This is a genomic window from Desulfoscipio gibsoniae DSM 7213, assembly GCF_000233715.2.
Taxonomy (GTDB): domain Bacteria; phylum Bacillota; class Desulfotomaculia; order Desulfotomaculales; family Desulfallaceae; genus Sporotomaculum; species Sporotomaculum gibsoniae.
On sequence record NC_021184.1, the window covers coordinates 3,330,325 to 3,345,033 of the forward strand.

13 protein-coding genes are annotated in these 14,709 nt (G+C 47.7%); 5 read left to right on the plus strand and 8 right to left on the minus strand.

The genetic code is table 11. The features are described from left to right. Positions 1–3: 3 nt before the first annotated feature. The 3 genes from DESGI_RS15715 to DESGI_RS15730 form a co-directional block, all read right to left on the minus strand. Positions 4–591 carry a Maf family protein gene (locus tag DESGI_RS15715; protein WP_006523312.1) on the minus strand — a complete coding sequence of 196 codons (588 nt, stop codon included), beginning with the start codon at positions 589–591 and terminating at the stop codon, positions 4–6. Positions 592–690: 99 nt separating this feature from the next. After that, positions 691–948: a DUF4321 domain-containing protein gene (locus tag DESGI_RS15720; RefSeq protein ID WP_006523313.1), complete on the minus strand. Its 258-nt coding sequence runs from the start codon at positions 946–948 to the stop codon at positions 691–693. 334 nt (positions 949–1,282) lie between these two features. Further along, positions 1,283–2,584, minus strand: coding sequence for a bifunctional folylpolyglutamate synthase/dihydrofolate synthase (locus DESGI_RS15730; RefSeq protein ID WP_006523315.1), 1,302 nt, complete (start codon positions 2,582–2,584; stop codon positions 1,283–1,285). Between the two features lie 169 nt (positions 2,585–2,753). On the opposite strand from DESGI_RS15730, the gene DESGI_RS15735 reads away from it, so the two are divergent. From DESGI_RS15735 to feoB, 3 genes are all read left to right on the plus strand, one after another. After that, positions 2,754–3,878, plus strand: a complete 1,125-nt coding sequence (locus DESGI_RS15735) for a methyl-accepting chemotaxis protein (RefSeq protein ID WP_006523316.1) — start codon at positions 2,754–2,756, stop codon at positions 3,876–3,878. A 334-nt stretch (positions 3,879–4,212) separates the two neighbouring features. After that, the gene (locus DESGI_RS15740) at positions 4,213–4,431 is read left to right on the plus strand and encodes a FeoA family protein (protein ID WP_006523317.1); all 219 of its coding nucleotides are present in this window, start codon (positions 4,213–4,215) and stop codon (positions 4,429–4,431) included. Between the two features lie 64 nt (positions 4,432–4,495). After that, positions 4,496–6,469 carry a ferrous iron transport protein B gene (gene feoB / locus DESGI_RS15745; RefSeq protein WP_006523318.1) on the plus strand — a complete coding sequence of 658 codons (1,974 nt, stop codon included), beginning with the start codon at positions 4,496–4,498 and terminating at the stop codon, positions 6,467–6,469. 536 nt (positions 6,470–7,005) lie between these two features. On the opposite strand, the gene DESGI_RS15750 is transcribed toward feoB, so the two are convergent. Continuing rightward, entirely contained in the window at positions 7,006–9,663 is a 2,658-nt protein-coding gene (locus DESGI_RS15750; RefSeq protein WP_006523319.1) for a valine--tRNA ligase, read from the minus strand. Between the two features lie 388 nt (positions 9,664–10,051). Then, positions 10,052–10,522: a TIGR04086 family membrane protein gene (locus DESGI_RS15755; RefSeq protein ID WP_006523320.1), complete on the minus strand. Its 471-nt coding sequence runs from the start codon at positions 10,520–10,522 to the stop codon at positions 10,052–10,054. A 144-nt stretch (positions 10,523–10,666) separates the two neighbouring features. Between DESGI_RS15755 and DESGI_RS15760 the strand changes: the two genes are divergently transcribed. Both DESGI_RS15760 and DESGI_RS15765 read left to right on the plus strand, forming a co-directional pair. Continuing rightward, positions 10,667–11,731 (plus strand): ABC transporter substrate-binding protein, encoded by a 1,065-nt coding sequence (locus DESGI_RS15760; protein WP_041284935.1) that lies wholly within the window; start codon positions 10,667–10,669, stop codon positions 11,729–11,731. Positions 11,732–11,819: 88 nt separating this feature from the next. Continuing rightward, a complete protein-coding gene (locus DESGI_RS15765; RefSeq protein WP_006523322.1) occupies positions 11,820–12,005 on the plus strand; it encodes an H-type small acid-soluble spore protein in 186 nt (61 codons plus the stop codon). 273 nt (positions 12,006–12,278) lie between these two features. Here DESGI_RS15765 and DESGI_RS15770 read toward each other — a convergent pair whose 3' ends face one another. From DESGI_RS15770 to DESGI_RS24725, 3 genes are read right to left on the minus strand one after another with little or no spacing between them, the layout of a single operon-like run. Further along, entirely contained in the window at positions 12,279–13,361 is a 1,083-nt protein-coding gene (locus tag DESGI_RS15770; RefSeq protein WP_006523323.1) for a DUF4097 family beta strand repeat-containing protein, read from the minus strand. Next, on the minus strand, positions 13,351–13,965 hold the full coding sequence (locus tag DESGI_RS15775; protein WP_006523324.1) for a B-box zinc finger protein: 615 nt from the start codon (positions 13,963–13,965) through the stop codon (positions 13,351–13,353). Before DESGI_RS15775 ends, DESGI_RS15770 begins: the two co-directional genes overlap by 11 nt. Positions 13,966–14,025: 60 nt before the next feature. Further along, positions 14,026–14,526 (minus strand): hypothetical protein, encoded by a 501-nt coding sequence (locus tag DESGI_RS24725; RefSeq protein WP_162141532.1) that lies wholly within the window; start codon positions 14,524–14,526, stop codon positions 14,026–14,028. Positions 14,527–14,709: the final 183 nt, after the last annotated feature.

Genomic DNA, 14,709 nt, shown 5'->3' on the forward strand with positions numbered 1-14,709 from the left:
AATCTACCTCCAGTATTTGGATACATCAACATTTATCTTCTTTAACAACTGGGCCAGCTTAAACACCGGCAATCCCACTACATTAAAATAACAACCCCGAATGCCATCAACAAATACTGCCGCCACCCCCTGCACACCATAGGCACCGGCCTTATCTAACGGGTCTTTGGTGGCAATGTACCGCGCCAGTTCATCCTTTGATACTTCCCGCATCTGCACCTCGGTACACTCGTAGTCCGACAACACCCGGCCGCCCGGCAGATCCATTACGGTGATACCTGTAAACACCTCGTGTATGGCCCCTTGTAGTCGTTCCAACATGGACATAGCCTCTGTTTCATCTGCTGGCTTTCCCAGCACCTCGCCATTTTGCACCACTACGGTGTCAGCAGCAATCACAACACCCTCGGACAGTTTTTGGGCTGCGGCACCGGCTTTGCGACGAGACAGCGCCACTACCTGCTCGGCAGGTGAAAGCCCTGAAGGCAGGCTTTCATCAACTTCTATGGTTATTACCGTATAGGGTAAACCAATCTGGTTAAGTAGTTCCCGCCGCCTCGGCGACGATGATGCCAAATAAATGTTGGGCAAATTTTTACCTCCAAATAAGTTGCTATATTTTTCTTTCAGAACTCCAACGACTTTTTAGCTACAGATCAAAGCAAGTATATAGTAGCAAAAGATAGTTTACTATATTCTTCGGTAAACAATATACCCCAGTACCAGACCAAGGGCAGTGACCGGGCCAATATTAAAGGTAAAGCCAAAAGTTATTTGCATAAACTGCAAATCTAAAGTTGACGGTTGTAAACCTATTTTGCCGGTAGCCGCCAAGAACGGTAATATATTAGCAAGACTGCTGGAAATAGCGCTGCCCACCAACCCACCGGCCAGTAACAGCAAAAAAAGTATCCAGACACTATTGCCCCCTCGATAAGTTTTTGCCATTAGATCACCTCAAATACACACTAATATACAGTACATTTTCCTTGCGATATATTCTATCATACATATAGCTATAATATATAACCATGGCATTTATATTTTCACAATCATTTTGAGCCACCATAAAAAATCCCATATCCCTCTTCAGTACGCAGAGATCGGGTTTAATGCAGGAGGGGTAATTGTTATCACAGGCCGGATCCCCCGCGCTAATTGGTATGATCCTTAAGTTAATTAATAAATTGGTGAAAAACAATAATCAATGGATCTTTTTTCCATTTAAGTCTACCGTAAAATACAAATTTCGTCAATGTATTTTACCGTACATCCGCCCAATTTATGTTTTATTAAGCCCAAGCACTATTTCCCTGGCCTCGGCTACCATGTACAAAGAACCGGTTATACACACCAAATCACCCTCCCGAGCCTGCTTGATACCTGCCAGTACCGCATCCGGAATACTCTCCAACGCATCTACATCAGATACAAACCTGCGTGCCTGATGGGCCATTTGCATCCAATCACCGGCCCGGGGACTGTTGGGCCTCGTAATTATCACACTCCGGGCCCGCGGTACCAGCTCGGCCACCACCCGGGCCCGCTCCTTATCGCCCAGCATACCCAGCACCATGATGATGTCCCGGTCGGGGAAGTATGCATCAAGGGCCTGGCGCAAGCTGCGAGCGCCGTCGTAATTATGTGCACCGTCAATTAGCACCGGCGGTTTATTGCCAATCAATTCCAAGCGTGCCGGCCATACCGTATTACTCAACCCGTCCCGCAGCTCGTTTTCAGCAATATGCACGCCCTGGTCAGCCAATATCTCAAGCGCTGCAATAGCGGTAGCGGCATTAACCACCTGATGTTGGCCAATTAAGGGTATCCACAAATTCGGATAGTTCACTTTCAGGCCATGGTAACTAAAATATTGCCCCCGCAGGGAATGCTCACCATACGTACAGGTCACATCCCGACCCACCTGAAGCAAACGGCAACCTTTTTCGCGACAAGTTTCCAGAATAACCGCCAGTACCTCGGGGGTATCCGAAGCGGTAACCACCGGCACACCCGTTTTAATAATGCCCGCCTTAACCCGAGCTATATCCGGTAAAGTATTACCAAGGTAATCCATGTGATCCATGGCTACATTGGTAACAACCGATACCAACGGATTCACCACATTGGTGGAGTCAATAGCACCGCCCAGACCCACCTCCAGCACCAGATAGTCCACCGCTTCCTCGGTAAAATAACAAAAAGCCAATGCTGTACTAACCTCAAATTCGGTAGGATGCTCAAAACCTTCCCGCACCATTGCTTCAAGGTGCGAGCGCAACCGGGTGATTAAATTAGCCACCTGACGTGGATCAATTTCTACGCCGTTGATCCGGTAACGCTCAGTATAACTATGCAGGTGGGGAGATGTAAATGTGCCCACCCGATAACCCGCACTTTGCAGTACAGCGGCCAACATCGCCGTTGTGGACCCTTTGCCGTTGGTGCCTCCAACATGTATTACTTTTATCCGCCGGTGGGGATCACCCAGGCGGCGCAGCAATTCAGTAATGCGCTCCAGCCCAAAGTTCATCCCGAACTTGGTTAGATTTTGTAAGTATTCCATAGCCTCATCATATAGCATGTGATCACACTCCAGGTGTAAATATAAAAGAACAAATTCGACAATAAAATGTTTTTTCCTATACTATATAAAACATAAATATTAAAAAACTATTGGCAGGTGATTTTGAATATTCTGTAGTATATATATTTTACCAAAATATTTATAAAACCGGGGGGAGCAAATGACAATGAAAACTTTTCGTGCACATATAACATTACTATCCGTGATTATCGGATTGGTCACTATTACCGCCGCTTATTGCGGTTGGTGGTTTGTTGAAGGCACAGCTGGAGGGCTGTTATGTGGCGGGCTGGCAGGATTACTAGTGGCAGTGACGGTATGTAACTTTTTATTTGCGTCTTTCCACCAAAATCTAGCATACGTTTTAGAAAACACCGGAAAGGCCATCCAGGGGGATTTAACAGGAAAGATTGAAGACAAAGATTATGGATGGGGTGAATTTAATCTATTAATTAATAATGTTCGCAAAATCCTTAAGGGGGTGCATAAATGGTTTGCCCTGGTTAAAGACACCAGCGTCACCCTGGACCAGGCCGCCAAGCAAATAAATATCGGCACGGAACAAGTCAGTTCCGGCAGCCAAGACCAGGCCGAGCAGGTAACCAATTTGTTGCAAGCCATTGAAAGACTTACCGGGCAAGCTGAAGACAGCGCCAGGCAGGCAAGTGAAACAGCCATAGTCGCCAACAAAACCGTTGAAATCACTGAGAGAGGCAGCGCGGCCGTACAAGAGGCGCTCAAAGGAATGAACCTCTTGGAAGAAAAGTTTGAACAGCTAAACAATAGTTCTAATCGTATTGGGCAATTTCTTGAAGTTATCCAGAGCATCGCCGCGCAGACTAATTTGCTGGCGCTTAATGCGGCCATTGAAGCGGCCCGGGCGGGAGAGCACGGCCGCGGTTTCGCCGTTGTGGCCGAGGAGGTACGCAGCCTGGCTGAAGATTCCGGACAAGCCACCAAAGAGGTTTCTCAAATTGTTAATGAAATATCAGCTGCCGTTGCCGATACTGTACATGCCGTAAAAACAAGCTTGGACAAATCCAGAGAGGCAGGTGAAATTTTTAGCGATATCAGCAACACTATGCGTGACACCAACATAATGGTGGAAAAGATAGCACAGTCTGCACGGGAACAGGCCGATTCTACGGCCGGTATGCTGAGCGGTGCCCAGGCCATTGCCGCGGTGGCAGAAGAGGCAGCGGCCAGCTCACAGCAAACCGCCGCTATAGCACAAGAGCTGACCGGGACTGCAAATAAATTGAAAGAAGTGGCCGCAATTTGGAAATTTTAAACAAAAAATAGAATTAGTTTACCATAAGTTTCCCGGCTCTCCCATCAGGCTAACAATATAAAAAAGGTGGTATATTATATAAATATGGCCACCTTTTTTATATCTGTTCTTCAAAAACTGCAACTACCTCCCTTCCACTCCCAAAATGATACTAATATTCACATTGATAGGGTATATATTAAATTATTTGATTGACAAACCAAACCATTGTAAATATAATGAAATTGATAATCATTATCATTTAATTTGTGTGGTGTTTTTTATTTTTTATGCAGTGATAATGATAATTGTTATCTCTAAATTAAATAAGCAACTTGGAGGTGCTTTATTTAACATGACTTTAGATCTGGTTAAGCGGGGTCAACACGTGAAAATAGTAAGCATTTCGGACGAAAACATTAGGGCTCAGGCCATTCGTTTTGGCATTGCCGAGGGGGCTATTGTGCTTTGTGAGGAAGTATTACCTGCCGGTCCCATTGTACTGAAGAAAAACAGACAGGAAATCGCCATTGGCCGGGGATTGGCTAATAGAATCACTGTAACTTTGAATTAGCCGGCTTTTCGCCTTACAAAGTGGTAATTACATTACATTAAATCAGTTAAGGTGGTGACAGCACATGGCCCATTGCCATGACACAGGTATAAAAATAAACATTCCCGAAAACGCTCGAAGAATTGTTTTAGCCGGTAATCCCAACGCGGGTAAATCAGTGTTTTTTAATTATTTAACAGGGCTATATGCGGATGTCTCCAATTACCCGGGGACCACCCTGGAAATCTCCCACGGGCGCCTGGGCAACGATGTCGTTATCGACACCCCTGGGGTATACGGCATTTCTTCCTTTAATGATGAAGAACGCATCGCCAGGGATATCATTTTATCCGCTGATGTAGTGATTAATGTGGTCAACGCGGTACACCTGGAAAGGGATTTATTTTTAACCCGGCAAATTATCGATACCGGCGTACCGGTGGTGGTGGCATTAAACATGGTTGACGAAGCCCAAAAGCAAGGGCTCAGTATTGATACTGATTTACTGGCCGATCTGCTGGGAGTACCGGTAATCCCCACCGTGGCAATAAAAAAACAAGGTCTTGAGCAAGTAAAAACAGCGGTTGGCTCGGCAAAAAAAGGCCATATCGACGGGGATTTGCAGCAAAAGCTGACCCGTCTGTCAGACCGGGTGGGCAGCCAGGGAGAGGCGCTGCTGGTGCTGGAGGGTGATAAGGTGATTGCAATGCGCCACGGCCTGGAACCGGAGGATAAACGGGAACAAATTTACCTTAAGCGCCGGGACCAGGTGAACGATATTGTGGATCACGTGGTCACTGAGAACTCCCGTGGTGCCGGTATTGGTATCATCCTGGGGCGCTGGATGATTAACCCGGTCACAGGCATACCCATTTTAATCATGGCCTTGTGGGCTATGTATCAGGTTATCGGGGTAATAATTGCGGGCACGGTGGTGGGAGTTACGGAGGAAACGATATTAATAGGCATGTACGAGCCTGCGATACGCAACTTCGTAGAGCAGTTTATAGCACGGGACAGTAACCTGGGCATCATTTTAACCGGCGAATTCGGCATATTAACCATGACGGTAACCTACGTACTGGGCCTGTTAATGCCACTGGTGGTTGGGTTTTACTTCTTCCTGTCGCTGTTCGAGGACTCGGGCTACCTGCCCCGCATAGCCACACTGGTGGACCGGGTGCTCACAGGTATCGGCCTGAACGGCCGGGCTGTGATACCGCTGATACTGGGGTTCGGCTGTGTCACTGTGGCCAGCATTACTACTCGGCTTTTGGGTTCCGAACGAGAAAAAAGAATTACCATTTTCCTGCTGGGGCTGGCCATTCCCTGCTCGGCGCAATTAGGCGTAATTGCCGGGCTGCTGGCCGGATTAGGCCCCCAGTATATGGCGCTGTACGCGCTGGTAATCCTGACCGTATTAGTTATTGTGGGCACGATACTTAACACTATACTGCCGGGCAAGTCTACGGAACTGTTAATCGACCTGCCCCCGCTGCGGCTGCCCAGGCTGGATAATGTATTGCGCAAAACCGGGACTAAATCCTATGCATTCTTAAAAGAAGCAACACCACTGTTCGCTCTGGGGGCACTGATTATCAGTACATTACAAATTACCGGCGGGTTAACCATGCTGCAAAAAATGCTGGCACCTTTAACCGTGGGCTGGCTAAGGCTGCCGCCGGAAACAGCCACCGCGTTTATCATGGGTATCGTACGCCGAGATTTCGGGGCCGCAGGCCTTACCGATATGGCATTAACCCCTATGGCAACGGTGATTTCTTTAATAACCATAACTCTATTCGTACCCTGTATCGCATCTATATTGGTTATCTTTAAAGAACGGGGTCCCAGGGAAGCCACCTTAATGTGGGCCGGTACATGGGTCATCGCCTTTACCGTAGGCGGACTGGTGGCACAGTTGTCGGGCATATTAGGCAGCGGAAGCGATAATCTGAGCATCCCACTTGTATTGGTCACCTTTGCTGCCATAACCCTGGCCGTACTGCTAACCTGCCGGCTGCTCCAAAAACCAAAACCGGGATCGGGACTGTCGTAATTGTACCAGCAAAATAAAAAATTATATCTATGCGATAATTCGCGTACTCTGGAGTGTTTATTATGCAAGAACAACTGCAACCAATAACTTGCAGCCAGTGCGGCTACAGGTTTAGTCCACAAAATACTTTGCGCTGTCCGCGCTGCAATAAGCCTCTAATTAGCCCCGGTTGCTGCTCCGGTTCATGCAGGAAATGTATAAGTGCAGGGACTTGTAGAAGCTACAAAGGGAAATCAGTCAAACTCTGACATTAAAAATTGCTTATTTTGCCATGCCAGGTGATGACCGCCCTCCGCTGCGCCTAAAATTTGTTTTTAGCTATGCTGATAGACTTTAGCAATTTAAATCTTTATAATATAAGTTATTAAGCGAGCCTCACATAGTGAAGGCTCGCTTTAATTAATTACAATTATCAAGCAGGTCAAGCAGATTTAATTGTTTAAAAACTATAACACCATATTTTTATGAAACGATTGGCTACTGGAAAAACGTTTAATTTCCAACCTTTAAGGAAGCAGAAAAACCGTCCCCCTGCTTCATCTGTCCCCGAATATAGCAAGGCGCTCATTAATAGCACCTAATTTAGAAGATAGCTCTGCTTGTTTGCCGCGTTCCTTATCCACCACCTCGGCAGGTGCCTTATTTAGAAAACTGGGGTTATTAAGCTTGCCCTCCACCCGGGCCAGATCTTTCTCCAAGGCTTGCCTATCCTTGTTAAGCCGGGCCAGTTCTTTGTCCACATCAATTAATCCCCGCAGGGGCACAAATATTTGGATGTCCCGGGCGACAGCAGTGGCGGCTTGCTCAGGCTTTTCGCCCAGTTTCGTCAGCACCTTGGCCTGGCAATTAGCCAACCCCTCTACATAGGCCAGGTTACCCGCCAGCACATCACGCAGTGCGGGCACGGCGGTGACAATAAGCGCTTCAGCCTGCTTGCCCGGCGGCACGTTCATTTCACTGCGAATCTGCCTGATGCCCCGGATTACCTCCATAACAATCTCCATACGTTCCTCGGCCGGGCCATCCACTTGTTCATTCCGGTATTGGGGCCATGGGGCACGCATCACGGTAGTGCCCCGGTGCGGCAGGTGCTGCCAAATCTCTTCGGTTATAAAAGGCATAAACGGGTGCAACAGTTCCAGCGCCCCCCTCAGCACAACGGCCAATACATGCTGGGCAACCTCCCGGTCAGCAGCACCGGTTTTTCCGTAAAGGCGCGGTTTGACCAGCTCGATATACCAGTCACACAGTTCATTCCAGGTAAATTCATAAAGTACCCGGGCGGCCTCGCCCAGTTCGTATTTTTCCAGAAATTCAGTGCATTCCCGCACCGCCCGCTGGTAACGGCTTACAATCCAGCGGTCGGCCAGTGTATATTGCTCCCGTCCAGGCGATTTTTCCGGTGCATAATCCTGTAAATTCATTAAGGCAAATCGAGAGGCGTTCCAAATTTTATTGGCAAAGTTACGGGATCCATCCAGGCGTTCAAAATGAAACCGCAGGTCGTTGCCCGGCGTATTGCCTGTAACTAACATGAACCGCAGGCTGTCCGCGCCATGGCTTTCAATAACCTCGATGGGGTCCACTCCATTGCCCAGCGATTTGCTCATCTTGCGTCCCAGGGCATCAAGCACCAACCCGTGGATGAACACTTCCCGGAAGGGCACATCATCCATGTGCTCCAGCCCGCTGAAAATCATCCGAGCCACCCAAAAAAAGATGATGTCTCTTCCTGTGACTAACACCGAGGTGGGGTAGTAGTAGGCGAGGTCCACCGTCTTGTGGGGCCAGCCCAGGGTAGAAAATGGCCACAGCGCCGAGCTGAACCAGGTATCCAGCACATCGGGATCTTGCTCTAAGTTAGTTGAGCCGCACCGGCATTTTTCCGGGCGTGTTTTACTAACTATTACTTCATCACAATCCAGGCAGTAATAAACCGGTATACGGTGTCCCCACCAAAGCTGGCGGCTAATGCACCAATCCCGGATGTTTTCCATCCAGTTTAAGTATACCTTGGTAAAACGCTCGGGGATAAATTGTAAACGCCCATCTTTGGCCACTTCGATGGCGGGCTCTGCCAATGGTTTCATGCGTACAAACCACTGCTTGGACAGCATTGGCTCAATAACAGATGAACAGCGGTAGCAGTGCCCCACGGCGTGGGACAGATCCTCTATCTTAACCAACAATCCCTTGGCTTGCAAATCTTTGACCAAACGCTTGCGACATTCCCATCGATCCTGACCTTGGTACCGGGCACCGGCATCTTTGGTCATCCGGGCCTCCCGGTCAATGACCTGCACAGAGGGCAAATCGTGCCGCCGGCCTACTTCAAAGTCGTTGGGGTCGTGAGCCGGGGTAATTTTCACCGCACCGGTACCGAATTCCGGCTCTACATATTCATCGGCAATAACGGGAATCTGTCTCTCCACCAGGGGCAATACCACCGTTTTACCGATTAAATGCATGTAGCGCTCATCCTCAGGGTGCACCGCCACAGCAGTATCGCCCAGCATAGTTTCGGGCCGGGTGGTGGCTACAGCGATAAATTCCCCCGGGCTGCCTTGAACCGGGTATTTAATATAGTAAAGCTGGCCGGGCTTGTCCCGGTGCTCCACCTCAATGTCGCTGATGGTAGTCTGGCAGTGGGGGCACCAGTTGGTTATATAATAATCTCTGTAAATCAGACCCCGCTCATAAAGACGAACAAACACCTCCTGCACGGCCTCAGAACATCCCTCGTCCATGGTAAACCGCTCTCTGTCCCAATCACAAGAAGAACCCAGACGGCGCAGCTGGTGGGTGATGCGGCCTCCGTACTGCTCTTTCCATTCCCAAACCCGCTCTAAAAATTTCTCCCGGCCCAGTTCATATTTATTGGTACCTTCTTTGCCCAGCTGTTCTTCCACTTTGGCCTGGGTGGCAATTCCGGCATGGTCGGTGCCGGGCAGCCACAGAGCGTTGTATCCCTGCATGCGACGCCAGCGGGTAAGGATATCCTGCAGGGTATTGTCCAGAGCATGTCCCATATGCAGCTGCCCTGTTACGTTGGGCGGCGGCATAACTATGCAAAAAGGCTCCTTTTCGGGGTCAACGACGGATCGAAAATACTTGTTCTCTTCCCAGTATTTGTACCACTTGTCCTCCACTGCATGGGGATCATAAGTGGTGGGCATATCAAACTGATTGGCCATAAAAATACCTCCATTATGCAATTTTAAGATTAAGTCAATTAAAAACAAAAATAAAAACCCTCTTCGTTTAAGGGCGAAAAGGGTTCCGCGGTACCACCTTAGTTCCGGCGAAGATAATCAGCACATATCCCGAACACGGCTCTTGGTCAGCTGTAACGGGCTGAGCCCGGCACGGTCTAGCGGTTATATACAAGAACTTCACCTTAAAATTTAACATAACCGTTCAATCCGGCGGCTCCAGGACGACACTAACCGCCGCGATCGGGATACCTCACAGCCCGGGGTATTCCCTCTCTGAGATCGCCATATGCGGCTAAACTCCCCTTCAATGCCTGATTTACTCCTATTATATTAATTATTATACTTGATCTTGTCAACCATTGTACAGTCAAACAGGGAAACGCTTCCGGCTTGAGCGGTTTACTTTAATGCCACGCCTGGCCCCAGGCATGTTTACGCCAATGATACCACCGATAGCAGAAAGTATGACCACTACCAGTCCATGGGCAAACCAAACGGAAAACACGGGAAAACCGGTGCTCCATACCGTTAAAAGCACCATCACAGCAAGGTAATAAATAAATCCTACCACCAGGCCATGCAGCCAGCCCAGGCTCCCCGCCGATCTGCCGCCAACCGCCCCCCCCAGCAATGCACCCAGCCAAATACCTGCCACAATCAAAGCGCTAAAATGATAAACCTCGCGTGCCGTCATAAAAACCCAGAGCATCAGGGCCGCGCATATAAATGCAGTGCTTGTAAGCGACCAGACAACCCCCGACCACAGCGCACCCGGTTTTATCAAACCGGCCTGTCCATCTTTACGGGACCAGCTAACCAGCGTAATACCCTTGAACATAAAATCTACCCCCGAGAAAAAAATTTACTATATCCTATGCTGCAAATGTATTTGTATGCCTGATAAAACACTTTTCAGGCATTAAATCACTTCAAGCACATAGTTTTAAATAATATTGATTACTTGTCTTAGGGGTGATCTAATTTGTTTAAAAAAAGAACTATTATGGCATTATTAATTGCATTGGGCATCATAACAGGTGGCGGAATCTACTATATGCATAGTGTCCATGAAAGAGATAAGGAAGAAGTAGTAACTTTAAAGGTATGGGAAAGTGAAAAATCTATGCTTCACCTGCCACTTTATGTAGCCATTAAAGAAGGTTATTTTGACGAGCAGGGCATAAAGATCCAACTATTGAACCGTTCTAATACAGCCACCCAGGATCCATATGCAGATAACCTGGCCGATATCATACTCACCGACCCGGTGAATTGCCTGTACCGTAAATCAGTAAATCCTTCAGCACCACTAATTATAGCCGTTCTGGCCCACCGCGACGGCACCTTTTTATTGGCCAGGGAAAAGGAGAATTTTACTTGGGAGGGCCTTAAAGATAAAAACATAATCTGCTACCCGCCTGAAACTGGTCCTGGCCTGGTAATGGAAAAAATAATTAGAGATACCGGCATGGTGCCCATGCGGGATCTGTGCCTGTATAACCGTATCCCTGATGAATTGCGTTTGGGGGTTTTTAAATCCGGCAGCGGATCATATATACAGCTCACTGCAGCAAAAGCCATCATGGCCGAAGAAACCGGTGCCGGTCACATCATTGCCCGCCCGGGCGAGAAGGCTGGAGCTTTCCCATCCGTTCTGTGTACAGTGCAACCGGAAATAATTAATAATCATGCCGATGCAGTACAGGGATTTGTAAATGCTATCTACAAGGCTCAGCTATGGATGCAACATGAACCTGATATCGTAACCGGAGCAGTTAAAATTTACCTGGATGAACTGGATAAAAAAACAAGGAACAAGATAATCCAGTATTACCTAAAGATGGGAATGTGGTCGCCATATCCCCAAGTTGATGTGAAAACTTTTAATGACATTACACAACTTATGAAGACTTCCGGCCAGCTGGCAGTTCCCGTAACTTTTAAGGGTACTGTAAACAACATTTTTGCGAGCCAGGCTATTAACACAATCAAATACATCCCCAAGGAAGAACGGGAGAAAAGCTGGTTCAAGAAAATTATTGGTTGATACCTGCTATTACAACGCATCTAACTTGGCAATAATAGCATTAATAGCAAAAGATAAATTATTAATCACTATTGAAAAGGAGCAGTGAATGGTCATGGATGTCACAAGAGCCAAGCAAATATTCGATTCCGAACAAACTTACCAGGTAATGTTAAACGGGTCTCCGATATGGATTGAAAGTTTAAGCGCCGATAACCAAACAGCCAAAGTTAGGCCCCTGGAAGGCGGTGGGGGGATTCAAGAAGTGCCTGTTACTGAATTGGTGGAAGGTTAAGTTTATCGCTTTGCTGCAAAATCAATTATCTTCTAGCTGGTGTCAGGTGTTGAAAGTTGAAAGTTGAACGGTAGCAGGGGAAATTGATAATGTCTTCAGGCAGTGGACCAATAAGTAATTTTTGCTGCAGTATTATATTGAATTTAAATTTAATTTAAAATGGTTTCCTATTTAACAGCAATTAACCCCCGACTACAGTTTTGTACGTTGGGGGTTTTACACATTAGGCAGTTATTGATAGGGAACTATGATTATTATGTACGGCTAATACCCTTATTTTACCTCAATGTTGATTGTGCCCACACCTACCTCCAGATCAGCCCGCCCCTTGCCCGCACCCAGCGTGTAACTGTATTCATCCGAAGGACCGGATTTGCTTCTATCATCAGGCAAGCCCAGCACGGATACCCGCCCCGTGGCGGACCGGGCTTCCATGACCAGATCGGAGTTTTTTGGCATCATCAAGCTGATTTTACCCGTGTTGCTTTTTAGATTATATTGCCCGTTTAATGGCTTACTCGATGCAACTTTTATACTGCCGGTATTGGTTTCAGCTATCAGGTCACCGCCAGGGTCAAGCACCTCCAGCCGGCCGGTATTATTTCGCGCCTCAACATTGCCACCGATATTGTTAAGTTCAATGCTTCCCGTCGTACCGGTAATTGCCAGATTAATATCCATGTTTTGCGCTATAACCCGGCCGGTACCACTTTGCACCTGTACATGCACCCCGTCAGGCACGGTTATTTTAAAGTCGGTTACTATATAGCCTGTTAAACCGCTATCTGTATCTGGCACTTGGGGCACAGTAACCAATACCCGCCCGTTTTCCCTTCTAATGCCCGGATTCAGCTTATCTACCAGCTCCCTGGCCGGGCCATGGCCCGGTGACTGGATTACCGCACTAACCTGCACCACATCGCCGTCACCGGGCAGCAGTTCCACCCGGCCCACCCGGTTATCAATTACTAACTGTTCACCAGCCTTGACGGCTACTGGATCCGCCTGCCAGTTTCTGCTATAATCAAGGCTCGTCTGGTGAAAAGGAATCCCTCCGATAAAGCTGTCAATGTTTCTACCGATATTAGATGCCGCATATGTAATTCCACCTAATAGTATTAGTAGCAGTATTAAAAGCAGGCTGGGAATATGGAAATGGACATCTTCCTCCTGAACTAACACCCTTTTGATAAAATACTCCAACCCTATGCCAATGATTAACACGGGCCACAGCTTCCACAACCACTCCAGGTTGGCAATGGCCCCGAGATTATGCAGCAGCAATACCAGACCACCAATCACCAGTCCCAGTGCCAGCGTGATAGGGCCGGCCTTAGACATTCCCTTAGCTGTCATTATGTTTCCCCCTTTCAAGATTCTTGTATAAAATAAATATACCAATAGCTATAATCAATAATGGGGTAACCAGCCGGTGCATAATCCCGTAATTAAAAATGTATGGCAGGAGGTTATTAAGCAGCGCCAGCACCCCCAGGCCCACCAGCGCATAACCCAAATAGTGCTGCCATTTGGCATGTTCGACGGTATCAAGTAATGGTTGATCCTCAACAGGTACCCCCTCCCGTATCCGCCTGGTCAGCTGCAATGTGTCAAAAATGTTATAAAAAAGCACCACAGGCAGCACCAGGGGCAGGAGTTGGTCTATGTTAGTCATGGCAGCAACGAATATGGTGCCAAAAAATATAAGCATAGTTTGTAATCCTCGGTTCATCAATCCCAGGTACATATACCCGGCCCCGGGAATCAGAGATAGCACAAATGCCCAAAAGGTGCTCACATTTTTACTAATCCCATAATTTAAAGAGCCGACTTTTTCCGCCAAACAGGCCTGGCAGTAATTCCGGTCATTAAGGGTAATACGGCACTGCCGGCAAACGGGCGCATTACAAATAACGCAGAGCGCCTCGGCATCAACTTCCGGGTGATTTACACATTTCATATTTGCTTCACTCCTCGTAAATAAATGTGCATTTTATATAATAAGCCAATATTTATCATATTACTGAAAGATTTCCTCACTAAAAAAAATTTTTCGGGTATATTCCCCCGCAGTTGCAGTGGCTCTATCCACAGCCATATCGGTTACCCGGGTGTAAGTGGACACCGCACCGGTAATGGTTTTTCCTGCGGTCAGCATCTGTCCCTGATCAAGCCAGCCACCGGCACTCCAAAAAATAGCCAGGGACACGGCAGCTGCAGCTATCAGGTCGCGTAGAAGCAGCCCCCGCCTGCCAAATATTTCGGATAGGTTATGCCGCTTCCAGGCCATAATGCGTGATACAGGCCTCGCGGAAGTGGGCTTAGAACGGGAGGTTGGCTGAGTGCCGCTTTGTGTCAGAACTAACTGGCTTACGGTATGTGCAGCACGGAACCCAGTGCCATCCGAAAGACTACTTTTTGAACTACCAAAGCAGGTACTTTGCGCATGACACTGGCTAACCCCGGTCATTATAGTATCCCATAGATCGCCTGGCGCGGGACCGAGCTGCCAACTGTCCAATAGGTCATCCAACCGCCGGATGTCCTCTAATTCAGCAGTGCAAGAATGATTAAGCAGATTAAACAGGCAAAGAACTACCGTATTTTTTATGCCCTCACTGGATAAAGTGACCTCCTCCCCTCACTAAAGTGACACTAAAGTGAGGGGCATCCAAGTTAACCCAAGATAGTCAACTTAGAGCCG

Bases quoted from the DNA above. Each gene is read 5' to 3' on its own strand.
- feoB (WP_006523318.1), top strand. From the start codon at position 4,496: ATGGCCCATTGCCATGACACAGGTATAAAAATAAACATTCCCGAAAAC.
- DESGI_RS15770 (WP_006523323.1), bottom strand. From the start codon at position 13,361: ATGACAGCTAAGGGAATGTCTAAGGCCGGCCCTATCACGCTGGCACTG.
- DESGI_RS15730 (WP_006523315.1), bottom strand. From the start codon at position 2,584: ATGCTATATGATGAGGCTATGGAATACTTACAAAATCTAACCAAGTTC.
- DESGI_RS15765 (WP_006523322.1), top strand. From the start codon at position 11,820: ATGGTCATGGATGTCACAAGAGCCAAGCAAATATTCGATTCCGAACAA.
- DESGI_RS15775 (WP_006523324.1), bottom strand. From the start codon at position 13,965: ATGAAATGTGTAAATCACCCGGAAGTTGATGCCGAGGCGCTCTGCGTT.
- DESGI_RS15740 (WP_006523317.1), top strand. From the start codon at position 4,213: ATGACTTTAGATCTGGTTAAGCGGGGTCAACACGTGAAAATAGTAAGC.
- DESGI_RS15735 (WP_006523316.1), top strand. From the start codon at position 2,754: ATGAAAACTTTTCGTGCACATATAACATTACTATCCGTGATTATCGGA.
- DESGI_RS15750 (WP_006523319.1), bottom strand. From the start codon at position 9,663: ATGGCCAATCAGTTTGATATGCCCACCACTTATGATCCCCATGCAGTG.
- DESGI_RS15755 (WP_006523320.1), bottom strand. From the start codon at position 10,522: ATGTTCAAGGGTATTACGCTGGTTAGCTGGTCCCGTAAAGATGGACAG.
- DESGI_RS15720 (WP_006523313.1), bottom strand. From the start codon at position 948: ATGGCAAAAACTTATCGAGGGGGCAATAGTGTCTGGATACTTTTTTTG.